This window comes from Labilibaculum filiforme, assembly GCF_002843315.1.
GTDB lineage: Bacteria > Bacteroidota > Bacteroidia > Bacteroidales > Marinifilaceae > Labilibaculum > Labilibaculum filiforme.
The window spans coordinates 78,588-96,149 of sequence record NZ_MVDD01000004.1 but is presented as its reverse complement, the minus strand read 5'-3'; the positions used below and the strand labels follow the sequence as shown (position 1 = coordinate 96,149).

14 protein-coding genes and 1 riboswitch are annotated in these 17,562 nt (G+C 36.5%); of the genes, 9 read left to right on the top strand and 5 right to left on the bottom strand.

The genetic code is table 11. The features are described from left to right. Positions 1–201: 201 nt before the first annotated feature. The 5 genes from BZG02_RS07220 (at position 202) to BZG02_RS07200 (ending at position 9,524) form a co-directional block, all read left to right on the top strand. Positions 202–2,898, top strand: coding sequence for a zinc-dependent metalloprotease (locus tag BZG02_RS07220; protein ID WP_101260752.1), 2,697 nt, complete (start codon positions 202–204; stop codon positions 2,896–2,898). Positions 2,899–2,994: 96 nt separating this feature from the next. Beyond that, complete coding sequence (locus tag BZG02_RS07215; protein ID WP_101260751.1) at positions 2,995–6,321, top strand: SusC/RagA family TonB-linked outer membrane protein; 3,327 nt, start codon at positions 2,995–2,997, stop codon at positions 6,319–6,321. Positions 6,322–6,332: 11 nt separating this feature from the next. Beyond that, complete coding sequence (locus tag BZG02_RS07210; protein WP_180335659.1) at positions 6,333–7,667, top strand: RagB/SusD family nutrient uptake outer membrane protein; 1,335 nt, start codon at positions 6,333–6,335, stop codon at positions 7,665–7,667. A gap of 95 nt (positions 7,668–7,762) precedes the next feature. Next, positions 7,763–8,533, top strand: a complete 771-nt coding sequence (locus BZG02_RS07205) for a LytR/AlgR family response regulator transcription factor (protein ID WP_101260749.1) — start codon at positions 7,763–7,765, stop codon at positions 8,531–8,533. A 142-nt stretch (positions 8,534–8,675) separates the two neighbouring features. Continuing rightward, positions 8,676–9,524, top strand: coding sequence for a carboxylesterase family protein (locus tag BZG02_RS07200; protein ID WP_101260748.1), 849 nt, complete (start codon positions 8,676–8,678; stop codon positions 9,522–9,524). A gap of 81 nt (positions 9,525–9,605) precedes the next feature. Here BZG02_RS07200 and BZG02_RS07195 read toward each other — a convergent pair whose 3' ends face one another. Continuing rightward, entirely contained in the window at positions 9,606–10,649 is a 1,044-nt protein-coding gene (locus BZG02_RS07195) for an SMP-30/gluconolactonase/LRE family protein (RefSeq protein WP_101260747.1), read from the bottom strand. A gap of 74 nt (positions 10,650–10,723) precedes the next feature. Between BZG02_RS07195 and BZG02_RS07190 the strand changes: the two genes are divergently transcribed. Continuing rightward, entirely contained in the window at positions 10,724–11,098 is a 375-nt protein-coding gene (locus BZG02_RS07190; protein WP_101260746.1) for a winged helix-turn-helix transcriptional regulator, read from the top strand. Here BZG02_RS07190 and BZG02_RS07185 read toward each other — a convergent pair. From BZG02_RS07185 to BZG02_RS07175, 3 genes are all read right to left on the bottom strand, one after another. Then, positions 11,074–11,586 (bottom strand): lactoylglutathione lyase family protein, encoded by a 513-nt coding sequence (locus BZG02_RS07185; RefSeq protein WP_101260745.1) that lies wholly within the window; start codon positions 11,584–11,586, stop codon positions 11,074–11,076. The genes BZG02_RS07190 and BZG02_RS07185 overlap by 25 nt on opposite strands. Before the next feature lie 464 nt (positions 11,587–12,050). Next, positions 12,051–12,686 carry a flavodoxin family protein gene (locus tag BZG02_RS07180; protein WP_101260744.1) on the bottom strand — a complete coding sequence of 212 codons (636 nt, stop codon included), beginning with the start codon at positions 12,684–12,686 and terminating at the stop codon, positions 12,051–12,053. Between the two features lie 160 nt (positions 12,687–12,846). Beyond that, a complete protein-coding gene (locus tag BZG02_RS07175) occupies positions 12,847–13,671 on the bottom strand; it encodes a nitroreductase family protein (RefSeq protein WP_101260743.1) in 825 nt (274 codons plus the stop codon). Positions 13,672–13,780: 109 nt separating this feature from the next. After that, positions 13,781–13,873, top strand: a riboswitch (TPP riboswitch). 58 nt (positions 13,874–13,931) lie between these two features. Here BZG02_RS07175 and BZG02_RS07170 point away from each other — a divergent pair. Genes BZG02_RS07170 through thiC form a run of 3 tightly spaced genes read left to right on the top strand, consistent with a single transcriptional unit; the run spans position 13,932 to position 16,589 of the window. Next, positions 13,932–14,702 carry a sulfide-dependent adenosine diphosphate thiazole synthase gene (locus BZG02_RS07170; protein WP_101260742.1) on the top strand — a complete coding sequence of 257 codons (771 nt, stop codon included), beginning with the start codon at positions 13,932–13,934 and terminating at the stop codon, positions 14,700–14,702. A 1-nt stretch (position 14,703) separates the two neighbouring features. Continuing rightward, on the top strand, positions 14,704–15,315 hold the full coding sequence (gene thiE, locus BZG02_RS07165) for a thiamine phosphate synthase (RefSeq protein ID WP_101260741.1): 612 nt from the start codon (positions 14,704–14,706) through the stop codon (positions 15,313–15,315). Beyond that, complete coding sequence (gene thiC / locus BZG02_RS07160; protein WP_101260740.1) at positions 15,315–16,589, top strand: phosphomethylpyrimidine synthase ThiC; 1,275 nt, start codon at positions 15,315–15,317, stop codon at positions 16,587–16,589. Before thiE ends, thiC begins: the two co-directional genes overlap by 1 nt. Positions 16,590–16,817: 228 nt before the next feature. On the opposite strand, the gene BZG02_RS07155 is transcribed toward thiC, so the two are convergent. Beyond that, positions 16,818–17,471, bottom strand: a complete 654-nt coding sequence (locus BZG02_RS07155; RefSeq protein WP_101260739.1) for a hypothetical protein — start codon at positions 17,469–17,471, stop codon at positions 16,818–16,820. Positions 17,472–17,562: the final 91 nt, after the last annotated feature.

Below are 17,562 nucleotides of genomic sequence, written 5' to 3'. Positions count from 1 at the left end.
TGTTTTTTTGCCATTCACTCCTTAATCTTTCCGGTTCACTCCTTTCTTTTTTCTTGTAGATAAGAATTAATTCATTTTTGTTTCGAATTTATTGCGTCACGCTACTTTCGACGCAATAGATAAAATAAAGCAAGTTTCATTATGTAGTTGAGTGAGTATTCGCATAGGGCGATGCTCACGACTACAATCAAAATATAGTAAATGATCTTAAGTACAATCACACCAAATCACACAATTACGCGACTGTTTTTAATGGCATGTATTCTGGGGGGAATAAGTTTGCCATCGCAAGCGTCGCATAAAATTACAACATCTTCCGAGGATGGAATTTTTACCTTCTGGAAAAAGAAGAAAGCGGAAACCGAATCGGATACTACGAAAGGAAAAGACAAAACGTCTAAGCTAAAAAAGTACGAGGAAATAGTTACTTCCGAAGCAACTACTAAAAAGGGAGTAATTGATATCCATAGAGTAAAAAAGGATTACTATTTCGAGATTTCCGATTCTTTATTAAGCCGAGACTTTTTGCTGGTAAATAAAATATCTAAAGTTCCTTCGGAAATAAATGAGTTGGGTTTTAACAAGGGAATCAATTACCAGAATTTATTAATTCGTTTCGAGTTGGATACTTTAGCCGAAAAAATTTGGGTGAAGACTTATCATCCTTACTACGAAGGAAAAGCTGGAGATGCAATTACTCAATCGGTGGAAGATAATTACATACCTTCTATCCGAGAAAGTTTCGATTTAGCTTGTTTTGGTAAAGATTCTTCGACTTACGTGTTTAAAGTAAATAAGGTATTCGACGGATCGGAAAAAAGCCTAAATGATTTGTTCGGAATATTAGGAATGCCAGGAGCTGCCGTGAAGGATCTTTCGACGATTAGTGCTGCAAAAAGCTTTCCTGAAAATTTAGTAATGAAGTCATTGCTAACAACTAAAGCAGAGGGGATTACGATAACCATAGAGGTAACATCCAATATCGTTTTGTTAGCGAAAGAAGCAATGAAACCACGATTTGCCGATCAAAGAATAGGATATTTTACTACAAAGCATTTTTATTATAGCGACGATCAGCAGGCTGTTGAGAATAGAGAGTTTGTGAATCGTTGGAGAATGGAGCCAAAACCCGAAGATGTGGAAAAATATTTGAACGGAGAGTTGGTAGAGCCTAAAAAACAAATTGTTTATTATATCGATCCATCTACACCACCACAGTGGCGGCAGGCTATAAAAAATGGAATTACCGATTGGCAAGCGGCTTTTGAAAAGGCTGGTTTTAAAAATGCTATTTTGGCAAAAGATGCACCGGCAAACGATGCTGATTTTGATGGAGATGATGTTCGTTATTCAATGATTACTTATGCTGCATCTAGTCAGGCAAATGCCATGGGACCATCTGTTATCGATCCTCGATCGGGCGAAATAATTGAAGCAGATGTTATTTGGTGGCACAACGTAATGACTGCCTTACATTCCTGGATTCGTATTCAAACTGGAGTAATTGATCCAAAAGCAAGAGATAATAAGTTTAGCGACGAACACATGGCTCATGCCATCCGATTTGTTTCCTCGCACGAAATAGGACATACCCTTGGTTTAATGCACAATATGGGAGCATCGGCCGCATTTCCTGTCGATTCATTGCGTTCCAAAACTTTTACAACAAAAATGGGAGGAACTGCCACATCGATTATGGATTATGCACGTTTTAATTACGTAGCGCAACCAAACGATGGAGTGGTAAATATTACTCCTCAAATTGGAGTGTACGATAAATATGCAATTGCTTGGGCTTACCGTTGGATTGATGAAGAAACTCCTTGGGATGAAGTAAAAGTGCTGAGTCAAATGATAAGGAAGCACGAGAATGACCCATTCTATCATTATGGTCCTCAGCAAGATGGAAAGAATACGATTGATCCATCCGCACAAAGCGAAGACTTGGGAGATAATTCGATGAAAGCTAGTCGTTATGGCTTGGAAAACTTAAAACGAATTGTTCCTGAAGTAGAAAAATGGACCTATGAAGAGGGAAAAGGCTACGAAAAAGCTGGTAAAATGATGATGGGAATAATCGGACAGTGGTTTACTTATGCCAATCATGTACTTGCAAATGTGGGCGGTGTTTATTTAGATCAACCAGTATATGGAGAAACTAAATCGGCTTACATTCAGGTTGAAAAAGCAAAACAAAAGGATGCCATAAAATATTTAATCGACGAGGTAATTAATATTCCTCAATGGATTGCTAATGCCGAGATTTATAAAAAGTCTTATCCTATTAAGGAATCGGTGATTGGTGATATTGAATATGCACCAACCACATTATTTAGAGATTTGCATGCACGTATTTTTTACTCATTATTAGAAAAAGAACGTTTATTGCGCATGCAGCAAAACGAGGCTGAAAATGGGGAGGATGCTTATACTTTAACAGAAATGATGAGCGATTTGCATCAAGGAATATTTAGCGAGACAATTAAAAATAAGAAGTTGGACGTGTTTACGCGTCAGTCGCAAAAAAACTTTGTAGATGTTTTAATTATTTCTCAAAATCAGACGCTTGAAAAGACGAGTAAAAAGTCTCTTCAAGAAAATCAGAAAGCAAATTGTTGCCCATTTCATCAGCACATGCCATTACTTTGCGATTATGGAGTAAAAAGCCGCGAATTGTTTCAGGATCACGAACAAGAGGATGAAACCAGTCGTTATGCTAATCGAAATTTATTTTATGCTACTATGAACCGAGTGTCGGATGATGTGTCGGTGAAGCGTGGGGAGATGCTGCGAATTAAAGACTTATTAACGAATAGGTTGAAGATTGCTGATGAAGCTACTCGCTTTCATTATCAGGATTTAATCCTTCGAATTGAAGAAGCAATGAATACACATTGAAAATAGACCCGACAGATAAAGTGTTTGAAAAAACGCTTTGTCTGTTTTTTTGTACGAATTAACCACTATTTTAATAATCTATAAAACTACAAATTTATGAAAAGACTGCTAAGCTTGCTTTTAATCTTGCTTCCCGTTTTCGGATGGGCACAGGAAATGAAGCAGATTAAAGGAACGGTTCTATCTGCTGGCGATGGTGAAGTTCTAATTGGCGCTTCGGTTTATATCGATAAATCGACCATTGGCACCGAAACCAACATGAAAGGGATTATCGAGAACATAACCTTAGGAACTATAACCGATTTTGATGGAAATTTTACCTTGGAAGTTCCTAAAGAATTAAATACAATTGCCTGTAGTTTTTTGGGTTTCGAAACTCAAATGGTTGATATTACAGGAAAATCATCTGTTACAATTAAACTTAGCGATTCAACAAGTGAGTTGGGCGAGGTGATCGTTACTGGATATCAGAAAATTGAAAAACGAAAATTAACTTCGGCAGTTGTTAAAGTTAATGCGGATAATATCAGACAAGCTGGTGTACCTAACGTAGATCAGATGTTGAGTGGGCAAATTGCCGGTGTAACTAGTGTGGTTCAAGGAGGAGCGCCTGGAGCTCCAGCAAAAATACGTATTCGTGGTACTGCTTCATTAAACGGAACACAAGATCCATTATGGGTTTTAGATGGAATTCCTTTGGAAGGAAATGAAGTGCCTGATTATAACGACAAAGATAATATCGATCAACTATATAACTCATCGGTTGGTGGATTAAATCCTCAGGATATTGCTGATATTACAATTTTAAAAGATGCAGCAGCTACCGCAATTTATGGAGCGCGTGCGGCAAATGGAGTGATTGTGATTACCACAAAAAAAGGAAAAGTTGGTAAAATGATAGTGAATTTAACCAGCAATACTTCTTTTATTTCTCGTCCCGATTTTGACAAGTTGAATTTGATGAATTCCGATGAGAAAGTTGATTTAGAGATGGCTTTAGCTGCTCGTACCGATCTTACTTATAACAGTCAATATGGTGGTGTATCTCAAATTTTAAATGCAAATAGCGATTGGGACAATTATCAATCTGGTGGCGTTTCTGCAATTTCATCTGAATCCTTAGATGCAATTAATGCATTAAGAAGTGTGGATGCTAATTTGGAAGATGAATTGTATCAAAATGCAGTGAATCAGGATCATTCTTTGAGCATTTCCGGAGGAAGCGACTTAGCAACTTATTATTTTTCATTAGGCGCTCATACCGAAAAAGGAACTACTATTGGTACTTCGCTGAATCGTTACAATGTAACTTTAAAAACAGATTTTAACTTACGTGATAATTTAAGATTAGGGGTTAGCTTATTTGCCAACGAACGCAAAAGTAAATCTTATCTTACCGGATCAAGTAAATTAACAAATCCTGCAAACTACGTGCGTTTAGCGAATCCATATTTAAAATTGCGCGATGAGGATAACAACTATGTGTATAATGTTGACGAGGATGGCTTGTATAATATCGCCTACATTCCTTTCAATATTTTAGAGGAAAGAGCAGGAACACAAAACAAATTAAAAGGACAAAGTATTAATGCTATTTTTGATTTAGAGTGGGATCTAAATGCTCATCTTAAATTCCGTACCCAATATGGCATTCAAATAGACAAAACAAATACTAAAAAAGAAGCAGAGGAGGAGACTTTCTTTGCAAGAAAAAGTCGTCATTTAAGTCGTTATTTTGAAGGTGGAGAACCATTTTATTTTATCCCTGAAGGTGGAGTTCTTCAAAATTGGGAAGCCGACAATACTGCTTATAATTGGAAGAATATAGTAGAGTACAATCAACTTTTTAACGAAAAACACGAAGTTGAATTGATGATTGGAAACGAGTTGCGTCAGAATGAATACACACAGGTTTTTTCCGCTGCTTACGGATGGAATGCAGAGAGAATGACTTCCAAGCCTGTTATTTTCAGAGATGAAGCAGATGCCGCATCTTTTCCATTATTTAATAAAACCTATAGAAAGAACCGTTATGCTTCCTTTTTTGCAACCGGTTCGTACACTTACGACCGACGTTATACTTTCTTTGGAAGTATTCGTTTCGATGGTTCGGATCTTTTTGGTGTAGATCCAAAATATAGATATTTACCATTATATGCTTTGAGTGGTGCATGGAATGCAAGCGAAGAGAGTTTTTTGACTAATGTCGATTGGTTAAGTTCTTTAAAGTTTCGTGCTTCCTACGGATTGCAAGGAAATATCGATAAAGAAAGTTCTCCATACATTATCGGCACACCAACTACAGTATCTAATCTTCCAGGAACTAACGAAGATGGGATAGATATTAGTGGTTTGCCAAACGAAAAATTACGTTGGGAAAAAACTTCTACCTATAATATTGGTGCTGATCTTTCTTTATTTCGTCATGCTATTCGTATGAGTTTTGATTATTACGAAAGAAAAGGAACCGATTTAATCGGAACTCAGAGTTTACCATACGAAACTGGTTTTAGTTCCATGTCGGTAAATTGGGCCGAAATGACTAATAAGGGATGGGAATTGAGTATATCTACCCGAAATATTAAAACAGATAATTTTGAGTGGAATACCAATTTTAATATTGCTCATAACGAGAACAAAGTATTAAAAGAAAAGATTCCGGCAAGTCAGTTTTTACCTTCTCGCGAAGGATACTCTGCAAATTCTGTATGGGTAATTAAAACAAAAGGTTTAGATGAGAACGGATATCCCTTGTTCGATAAAAATGGTACTGCAGTAACAGGTAAGGAATTATTCGATCTGTACGACCAATATGCCGATTTTTGGCCAGGTAATTATGCAGGATCAAATCTAAACACCGAGCAGGTACGAGATCTTTTCACCTATGCCGGCGATTCCGATCCTGAATATTCAGGCGGTATCATCAATACGTTTAAGTACAAAAATATCGATCTGTCAATTTCTGCTAATTTTAATTTAGGGATGGATATTTTGGCACAACCAACTTATAGCATGACCGAGTACGATCGTGGAAGAAATACATCTCGTAAATTATTAGATGTAATCAATGGAACCAATAAAACGCTTCCAAATTTGTTAGGGTCAACTTCAGCCGATGGTGCTTATTGGATGGAAAAACAATGGTACGATAATATTGATAATGCTGGTACATACCGTCATTTAGATACTTGGTTAAAAGAGGTAAACTACATGAGAATTAGCAGTATCCGTTTAGGTTATACCTTGCCGAATGAGATGCTAAAACGTGTCAGATTATCGAATGTAAGATTTAGTTTAGAAGCACGTAATCCATTTGTTATTTCAAATGGTTACGATGGTTATTTCGATCCAGAATCGTATGGTAATATCTATGCGCAACCACAGCAAAAATCTTATACTTTAGGTGTTAATTTAACTTTCTAATGACTTACACAATGAAAAAAATAAATAGATACATTGCACTATTGTTGGCAGTAGTATGCTTTTCTGCTTGCGACGATTATTTGGATGTGAAGCCAAAAGACAGGTTGATTCCAACAACAACAGATGATTTTCGAGCTTTATTAACAAGCGCATATAATGGTGTTCCTGCTGATAAAGCACGATTAACCTTCCGTACCGATGAATTAAAATTAGATAACAATGCCTGGGATTTAACTCAGGTGCAGGATATCTATTTATGGAAGGATGTCAACCAATCATCAAATACATTACTTTTTTCCTATCAGTCTTTTTATAAGGTGATTATGTATGCCAATCATATTATCGATGCAGGGGAAGATGCAACCGAAGGTACATCCGAAGAAATTGATCAGATTGTTGGAGAGGCATATCTTTTAAGAGCTTTGATGCACTTTAACTTGGTAAATCAATACGGATTAGCCTATAATGCTGCTACAGCAGCTACCGATCGAGGAGTTCCAATTTCTTTAAAAATTGATACCGAAGCCACTTATGCTGCAAGTAGTGTAGGTAAAGTGTATACTCAAATTTTGGCCGATATTACCAGTGCATTAAATAAAATTAATGTGGATACGTACGAAGAAGGTCTAAATTATCGTTTTAGTAGAATTGCAGCTTTAGCATTTCAATCAAGAGTATATTTATATATGAATGATACAGAGAATGCAAGAGCGACAGCGCTCGAGGTTTTAAAGCTTAAAGCCGATTTACAGGATTTAGTTGCCGATAATTCTCTTTCGGCTCATAAATACAATTCTGTGGAGAGTATTTTAGCATTAGAGGAAGTGTTTTCATACGAAATAGGAGGTTCTTCGTTTGTTTCCGATAAATTAGTTGGAATGTACGATCAGACGAACGATTTACGTTTTGCATTGTATTTTACTGATAATGGAGGTGGCGAGTTTAGCGTTAATAAAGGAACAGATGCCGCTTCAAAATGTACATTTAGAACCTCCGAAATGTATTTAACGATTGCCGAAAGTGCAGCCAAACTTAATGATTTAGATCAGGCCAAAAACTACTTAAATCAGTTGAAAGCAAAACGTTTGAGTGTTGATTTTTACAATGCCGAAGTTTTACGTGTTGCTACATTAAATAAAGAAGAGCTAATTGCTGAAATTGCTAACGAGCGTTATCGGGAATTTGCTTTTGAAGGACATCGTTGGTTCGATTTAAGAAGAACTACTCAGGAACAAATTATTCATGAGTACAAAACAGAATCTGCAACACTTCAAGTTGGAGATCCTCGTTATACCCTTCGTTTTCCGGATGAAGCAATTAATAACAATCCAAATTTGAGTAATTAGGTTAATTTGCATACCAATAAATCAAAATTAGGGGTTTTCCATTACGGATTACCCCTTTTCTTTTGTACTTTGGTCGGGGTAAAAATGGAAGGAAAATGATCAAAATAGCTATCGTTGAAGATGAACATTTGGCCGCACGCGAATTGGAAAAAATGCTGTGGAGTATTCGTCCGAATAAAATCGAAATTAAAGCCCATTTAGAGAATGTTGAACAGGCGGTAAACTACCTTTCTCAACATACTGTAGATTTAATCTTTATGGATATTCATTTGGGCGATGGAAATAGTTTTGAGATTTTCGAAAGTCTGAATATTGCAACACCTGTTATTTTTACCACTGCATACGATCAGTATGCAATACAAGCTTTTAAACAATGCAGTGTCGATTATTTATTAAAACCAATGGATACTGACGATTTGGAGGCTGCAATGGTAAAATTTGAAACATTGTTTCAGGAAAAAGAGTCTCTCGATTTTACTGCACTTCAAAAATCTTTAAATAGTCTTATGTCTGGCGATCAGTACCAAGAAAGATTTATGGTGAGTCGTGGCGACAGACTTAGTTCTTTAGAAGCTGAAAAAGTGGCCTATTTTATGGCCGATGGTAAAGCTTTGTATTTGTTTGGTTTCGATGGCAATCGTTATCTTTTTGATGGGACTTTGACTGCTTTAGAAAATAAGCTTAATCCCAAAAGCTTTTTTCGAATTAATCGCAAATTTATGGTCAGTTACCCTGCCATAGAGGATATGCACTACTATTCCAAAAATCGAATTAAATTAAATTTAAAGCCCAATCATGCCGAATGTATCGATGCCATTGTTAGTCAGGATCGGTGTTCCGAATTTAAAAAATGGATAAATCAGTAAACTTATATATCGGTTTTACCATAAAAGTGTGAATTATTTAACAGCAAGCTGTAATTATTGAATTCTATACAGATAAAAATAATTCGAACACGTATTATTGCATAATTTTTATTTATTGATAATTATAAAATAATATTGTGTTATGAAGAACTGTGTTCTTGTATCTATTTGTATTCTCTTTTTGTTCTGTTCATCTTCTTGTTCAAGCGATGATGGTTTATCTAAGAATGATTATTACAATCTTTCAAATTTGCCTGTAGATACTGGTGGAACTCATACCGGTCATATACTTACAGAAGCAAATGCTCCCTATGGTTATTATGCCTATCAACCTTTCGGATACAATGATGATTCTGATTCCATGTATCCTTTACTGATTTTTTTACATGGTTCGGGCGAAAAGGGGAATAGTTTAAAACATCCCGAATATTTAGAGCGAATTTTGGTAAATGGTATTCCTAAAATGATCGAAAATGGAAACTGGTCTCCGAAGTATCCTATGTTGGTAGTTTCTCCGCAATGTCACGATGATGGATGGCAACCAGCTACAATAAAGCGTTTTGTCGAATTTATTGTAGAAAAATATAAAGTGAACGAACGAAGAATTTATATTACTGGTTTAAGTATGGGCGGTTTTGGATGTTTTAGTTATGTAGGCACTTACGGTGACGATTCTCATATTACAGCAGTAGTTCCTATTTGCGGTGGCGGAAATGTTAGTCAAGCCGAAAATTTCAAAAATATACCAGTATGGGCTTTTCACGGCGAAAGCGATGCAACGGTAGCACCTTCCAAATCAAAAAGTATGATTGAGGCAATAAATAGTAGCAATCCTGTCGAAAAAGCGAAAATCACACTCTATCCTGATGTTGCACATGACTCTTGGACTTATACTTACGAAGGAACAGGAATGGGAAAAGAAAATGCAAACTACGATGCTTTCAATTCCGATATTTATACTTGGATGTTATCGCATGAGAATAAAGAGTAACAACTAGTTGACTAAATAGAAAAAAGCCATTATTTTTAATGAATAATGGCTTTTATTTCGTGTAAATAATTGCTGTATAGATTATTGTGCAGTTTTAATGCGAAAAATATCGTACGATTGGCGAAGGTTCTCTGGTAAGTGAATTTGTGAAGTTGTAAAGTAGATATTTCCATCTTTATCTTCGGCAAATGAATCTGCCCAACGTATTTTAGAATCTTGAATTACAGGAACCAGCTTCCCTTTGGAATCAATTTTACCTATCGAATTGTTCTCTAATCCTCCTAGCCAAAGATTTCCCTGTTTATCGAACAGCATTCCATCAGTTGCAGGAATTGTCATTACTTTGTTTACATTAACTGTAATCTGTTCCTCAGAAAGAGTTTCGTTTAATAAATCTGCTGTTGGTATCTGGTATAAGGAATGACCTGTTAGTGCCGTGTAAAACAAGTAATTCCTATCTGTGCTTAGTGCAATTCCGTCGGAGTGAACACTATTTTTCCATTGGTGACCATCACAAATCAGCGAATCAACTTCACTCTCTGTTGAATAATGATTATCGAGCAATCGACGAGATTCACCTGATTGTAAATTCAGCACAATAATAGCACCATTACCAGAATCAGTTAGGTAAGCAATCTCTTTATGAGTATCAATTCGAACATCATTAAAATAAGAATTTGCCATAAATACACCTTGAGGGAAAGTGTAAGCTTTCTCTTTCTGGTTGTTTTTTAAGTTGAACTGATATAAAACCGGTCCGCTTTCTAAAACACCAGCAAATAGAGGGTTTTTTGTGTCTAATATCCAAAGTCGATTTTTTTTATCAACGACTACCGATTGAACGGCGGTAAATACTTCTGGATTATCACTTTTATTCCACTCTTTATCAGGATAAGCAATTGCTTTTCCATCCACAATTTCAGCTACACTTATTAGCACATTATCCGACCATTTAGGGTAATTCACAAAAATCCTACCTTCCTGACTTACTGCGACTCCCGTCCATTGTAAATCCGAGGAGGCAACAAGTTCAAATTTTTGTTCTTGTATTGGTTTGCTATTCTGGCAGGCTCCAAAAGCCATTAGTAGAGCAAGTAATATTGATTGATTTACTTTTTTTATCATCGTGTGGTGTAAAATTTTAATGAGTTATACAAGTTAGTAATTTCTTACCTTTGTTAACAATTTAAAAGTTCGATATGAAAGAGAATACTTGCACCCCTAAAATAATTCAGTACGATGGAAAGGAATACATCTGTTCCCTTGCCTTTGCGCTTCATTTAATTGGAGACAAATATAAATCACTAATTCTTTTTCATTTAAAGGATGGTGAGATGCGATCTGGCGAACTTCAAAAATCCATAAATGGACTTTCAAATCGAATGTTTACATTTTCGATAAGAGCACTAGAGAACGATTTGTTGGTGAGTCGGGAAGTATTTCCCGAGGTTCCTCCTCGTGTGGTATATCGATTAACCGATTCGGGCAAAGCAATAATCCCCATTATCCTCGAATTGGATAAATGGGGACAACAATTTGCGAAAGATCATCATTTATATGCTCCTGGCGAATAATGCAATTCGTAGGAGTGAGAATAAATTTCAAATACATTTCCAAAAGGATCTTCTACATAACACATGCGATAAGGTTTTTCTCCAGGATAATATTCTCTGATAGGCATACGTTGTTTGCCACCATGTTCTACAATTTTAGCAACTAAACCTTCTACATCAGGGTCCTGAACCGAGAAGTGAAACAAACCAGTTTTAAACGGTTCAAATGTTGGTTTTTCCTCTTTACTTTCTTTAAACTCAAATAATTCAATTCCTATTCGATCTCCGGTAGAAAGGTGAGCAATGCGAAATGTGCCCCATCCTTTGCCAAATACATCAATACACATTTGACCAATGGCGGTTTCATTTTCTTCGGTAACCTCGGTGGGTGGCATAATAATATAAAATCCCATTACTTCGGTGTAAAACGCCACTGCTTTATCTAAATCCGGAACTGTAATCCCAATATGGGAAAAAGCTCTTGGGTACTCTTTTTTTCCTTCTTTCATATGATTATAATTTGTTTTTTAGTTGCCATATGGAACTTACCATGCTGGGATAATCATCTCCCTGTGTGTCAAAACACCCTTGTCATGGACGTTTCATATGATTATAATTTGTTTTTTAGTTGCCATATGGAACTTACCATGCTGGGATAATCATCTCCCTGTGTGTAGAAAGCTTTATACATGGACGTTTCATATCTTTCTTTTTTGCATCAGCATTGGTCGAAAAAAATAGACTAATGCTCAATAATAAAATTAAACTAACTCTCCTGTTTAGTTTTTTAAATACAATGCAATTTTAGTTTGATTTTAGGTCGCAAACAATATCTTACATGAATGATCTTTGGTTACATGAATGTGTAAAATACTGAATAGTAAGACTATGCGGACTTGTTAATGATTTGTTAAGAACAAAAAAACTGCCAACGGGTAAATTTGGCAGTTTGTAATTTCGTGATTAAAACAACTTATCGAATAAAGTTGGTGTATATTTTTTTCTCTTGAGTAGGAGCTTCTACTGTTTCTTTTCCATTTTCAACCAATTGCATAAGGTAAGCCATATTTTTGCCTAAAACTCTCATAATTTGCATCCCTTCTTCGTCTTGCAAAGCTTCCCCCGGAGAGGTTCCGTGAATTACATTCCAATAGTTCGAAGTAGGAATCATCATCTCAGAATAAGTAAGATAATTATTCAATTCGTTAAAGGTTGGTAAACCACCTGATCGACGAACGGCTACTACCGAAGCGCCAACTTTATGGCGTAATAAGTTTCCATTTGCACCACTCACATAGAAAGCACGGTCTAAAAACGATTTCATATTTGCTCCTAAAGATGCATAATGAACAGGTGAACCAAGCAAAATACCATCGGCTTCTTTCATCTTTTGAATCCAAAGATTCACGTCATCTCCTGTTAGGATACATTTTTCATCTTTATTTTTAGCGCATTGACCGCAGGCGGTACAACCTTTCACACCTTTGTTGCCAATAGGCACGATCTCGGTTTCAATACCTTGTATTTCCAATTGCTCTGTTACTAATTTAAGAGCATGGTAAGTGTTTCCTTCTTTTTTCGGACTTCCGTTAAATGCAACTACTTTCATATTTTAAGTTTTTTTTTCTGATTTCAGATTTGTGGAAAATGGAATGATTCTCACTAATCTGAAAGTGCAAAAATAAGTGTGAATCGAATACAATTTGTATAACGAAATGTTAATAGAATTATTCTATGGTAGGAATCTGATGTAAAACTAGAGTCTTTTATTAAAATTTAATCCGATTCACTTTTAAACCTTCCGATTGAATTCCTCTGGTATATTTCACTGCCGATTTACCAAATATCATAACATAGCCAATCGTATGATTTTTTGGTATGCCAACTAAAGTGCGCAATTCAGGATCAATATCATCAATAGCCCATTTTATCATTCCATTCCAAAGAGTACCAATTCCGTGAGAATTAGCTATTAGTTCAAAATAGCACAATGAAATTAAGCAATCGGCTAGTGGTGAGGCATCTGCTGATGGGGCAGATGCAATAATTAAGTGCGGAGCATCGCGAAAGATGATATCGGTACCATTAGCTTCCCATAATTTTTGGTAGGAGAGCAGGAATTGAAATCGCTTTTCAAGTGTGCCGGTCTCCCTGGCATTTTTTAGTGAGTCGTATACTTTTGATCGAAACAAATCTAAATCCTCTTTATTATCAATTAATGATATCAAAACAGCATTGTCATTATGTCCTGTTGGAGCATGTGCGGCCGTTTCAATCAATTCCTGAATTAATTCTTTATCAACATTTTCCTTTTTGTATTTTCGAATAGAGCGTCTGGTTTTCATCCATCTGCTAATTGCTTCGGGCTTTGGAATTTCCCCCGTTACAGAAATGCTATCTTCCGGATTTTTGCCTAAAATTGAAAGTGCCGCTGTCGGGCAAATAGCCAAACAGTGTTGGCATTTCAAGCAATTTTTTTCTTTTTCTTTGCGGATAATAGGTTTTGGATTCATCTCGATAATTCGAACGGGACAATCCTCGGCACATAAACCACATTCAATACATTTTTCTTCGTCAATCTTAAAATCTAACATTCTTTGCAAGCTTACTGTTTGTAGGCAAAGTTAATTTTTCCTCAGAATTAAATCGAAAAAGATTTACAGGAGACGTGCCAATTCAGGTTTTTTATTTTACATTTGTATTTATATAAACTAGGGGTGCCTAACTTTAAGGCTGAGATCATACCCTTTACCTGATCAGGATAATGCCTGCGTAGGAAAGTAAAGACAAGTCTACTTTATTTAGAGTAGGATAGCCCCTGTTTATTAATAGTATTTACTTAATAAACAATAAAATGGAGCAAATTGTATCAGCAGGAATCGTTGATTCCTATTTTAAAAAACTCAAAGAAAATTTATCGGTTGATGTGGCAATAGTTGGAGGAGGACCTTCAGGATTGGTAGCGTCCTATTATCTTGCCAAAAAAGGTTTTAAAGTCGCTTTGTACGAAAGTAAATTGGCTCCAGGAGGAGGCATGTGGGGCGGTGCTATGATGTTTAATGAGATTATCGTGCAAAAAGATGCCTTACATATTTTGAACGAATTAGGAGTTTCCTACCAACACTATCAGGAAGATTATTACACGCTCGATTCAGTACATGCAACCTCTGCATTAATTTATCATGCAACGCAAGCTGGCGTAAAAATATTCAATTGTTCATTTATCGAAGATGTGGTTTTTCAGAATGATAAAGTGTGTGGGGTTGTTTTAAATTGGTCTCCGGTTCGCAGAGAAGGATTGCATGTCGATCCTCTGGTAGTTATGGCAAAAGCCGTTGTGGATGGTACAGGTCACGATTGTGATATTGCTCGAACTTTGGAACGTAAAAATGACGTGAAACTAAATACCAAAACTGGTAAGGTGATGGGAGAGTGTTCCTTATCTATTGATGAAGCGGAGCGCACTACTGTTGAGAATACGAAAGAGATTTATCCAGGATTGTATGTGTCGGGAATGGCATCGAATGGCGTGAGTGGAGGTTTTCGAATGGGACCGATATTTGGAGGAATGCTACGTTCGGGGGAAAAATTAGCTGGTTTAATTGCTGAAAATCTAAGTAAATAAGATGGAAGACTTTGGTTTATACATTATTATTACAAACCCACAATCTACTTATCGTCAAATAGCAGAATCTTGTGTTAAACATGGAGTTAAGATGTTGCAATTGCGCGAAAAAGCCTTATCCGACAAGGATTTAATTAGGATTGGGAAAGAGATTCGTGCTATTACAAAAGGAAGCAAAACTAGTTTTGTGATGAACGATCGAGCGGATATTGCTGCAATTTGCGAAGCTGACTTTTTGCACCTTGGGCAAGATGATATGACGATGCAGGAAGCCCGCAAAATTGTGGGCGACATGAAAATTGGTTTGTCAACCCATTCGATACAACAGGTGAAAGATGCCTTGGTTCAACAACCCGATTATATTGGTTTTGGCCCAGTTTATCCTACCAATGCAAAAGCAAAACCAGATCAGCCAGTAGGTACTGAACAATTAAAACAAGTATTGGATTTAGTGAATATTCCTGTGGTTGCAATTGGTGGTATATTTCCGGAAAACATAGAAAATGTGCTGAAAGTGGGAGCTAAAAACATTGCGATGGTACGACATTTTATGCAAACAGATCAGATGGATCGGAGAATTCAAGACTATACTAATTTACTAAACAAAAAATAATGACTACACAAATACAGAAAGCCAAAGAAGGGGTTATTACACCTGAAATGAATATTGTAGCTCAGCAGGAAAATGTTGATATAGAGTGGTTGCGAAATGAAATTGCTCTGGGACACATTGTAATTCCTAAAAACAAGAATCATGATTTTCCGGTTATAGCAATTGGTAATGGTTTACGAACCAAAGTAAATGCGAATATGGGAACCTCCGAAAAACATTGTTTTTTTAAAGAGGAATTGGAGAAAATGGATGTGGCTATTGCCAATGGTGCTGATGCAATTATGGATTTATCAACTGGTGGCGATTTGCATATTATTTTGCAACGAATACTTCAGAAATCATCCGTAATGGTTGGAACTGTACCTATTTATGGTGTTGCTACACGTTTGTTGGCCGAAGGAAAAGAAATCAAGGAACTTGACCCAGAGGATCTGTTTCGCGAAATCGAAATTCAGGCAAAAATGGGTGTTGATTTCATGACCTTACATTGTGGAGTAACCAATGTTTCTCTTTCTTTTTTAGAGAATGAAAATAGAGTTTGTGGAATTGTGAGTCGTGGAGGAGCTTTGCTAAAACGATGGATGAAGGAGAACAAGAAAGAAAATCCTTTGTATGAGCAGTACGATCGAGTATTGGATATTTGCAAGCAATACGATGTTACCATCAGTTTAGGCGATGGTTTACGTCCGGGCGCTGGTGCTGATGCAACAGATCGTGCGCAGGTTGCTGAATTGTTGGTTTTAGGGGAATTGGTCGATCGTGCCAGAGAGAAAGGCGTTCAGATTATGGTGGAAGGTCCTGGACATATGCCATTGGATCAGATTGAGGCCAATATGAAATTAATGAAAAGACTTTGTGGCGAAGCACCATTTTATGTGCTAGGTCCTTTGGTTACCGATGCTGCACCAGGATACGATCATATTGTAGGAGCAATTGGGGGAACAATAGCAGCCATTCATGGAGCCGATTTTCTGTGCTATGTAACGCCTGCCGAGCATTTATGTTTGCCCGATGTGCAAGATGTAAAAGAAGGTGTAATTGCCAGTCGAATTGCTGCGCATGCTGCCGATTTAGTGAATAATGTAGCAGGTGCTCGTCAACGAGATTTAACTGTTTCGAAGGCGCGTTACGATCTCGATTGGGAAACCATGTTTCAGAATAGTATCGATCCTGTATTGGCTCGAAAACGAAAAATGGAATCGGAGAGTAGCGAAGAGGACCATTGCACGATGTGTGGAAACCTATGTGCAGTGAAAAACGACAAAAATATGTAGTTATGGAGTACTTTTTAACAATTGCAGCCTCGGATAGTAGTGGGGGCGAAGGAATACAACAAGATTGCAGCGTAGCACACGACTAAGTCCTTTGGGATGCATTGTGTATCTTTTTATTTAATATGGTTGTAGTAAGAAATCACAAGAAAAGATATTCGTAAGTATTTTGGTTGTTAGTGAGTTTTGTTATTAAAAGCGCCGTCAGGGGGAAAAAAACCACTGACGGGCTTATTCTAAAATTAAATTTTGGATGTTGATGTATTCTTGTTTTTGTTGATGGTAGCCAATAAAATTTTCTTCATCATCAAACCAATTGATTAATTCTTCACGTTTCAGATTACTCGTTTTTTTCGATAAGGCAGAATGGTAAGATGTCCATGGATAATCAATGGAGTTTTTACAAAATCCATGATGTGAAGGCTTGTTATGAATGTAGCTAAACAGTTCTTTAAAATAACTATCTGATGTAACTTGTTTTCGTTTGAAAGGACTTTCAAATAGACTCCCACTTCGTTTGTATTCCTTATTTATTGACTGAGCATATGCATTAAATAAGTGGGAGAACTGACGTGAGGGATCGTATTGTTTGGAAGAAACCCCGTCAGCGGTTTTTATCCCTGACGGTGGTGTTGTAATTATATGATTACTTCTTCGAACAGGAATAAATCCAATTTCATTTTTCTCTTTTATTCGCACTAAAATATGAAAGTGATTTTTCATAAGGCACCATGCGAAAGTATCAGCAATTTCTTCTATATATTTTTCATACAAATGAAGAAAATGGGCATGATTGTCGTTATTTCGAAATAAATCTTCACCGTTAATACCTCTGTTGTAGATATGATAATACTTGCCATGCTCAATTGCTTCAAGAAGTCTCATTTATAATAGATTTAGATGTTGCTACCTCTAGTTAATTTATAAGAATATTATTGTTAGCCCTCTACATAGGGACGCATTGTTAATAATTTTA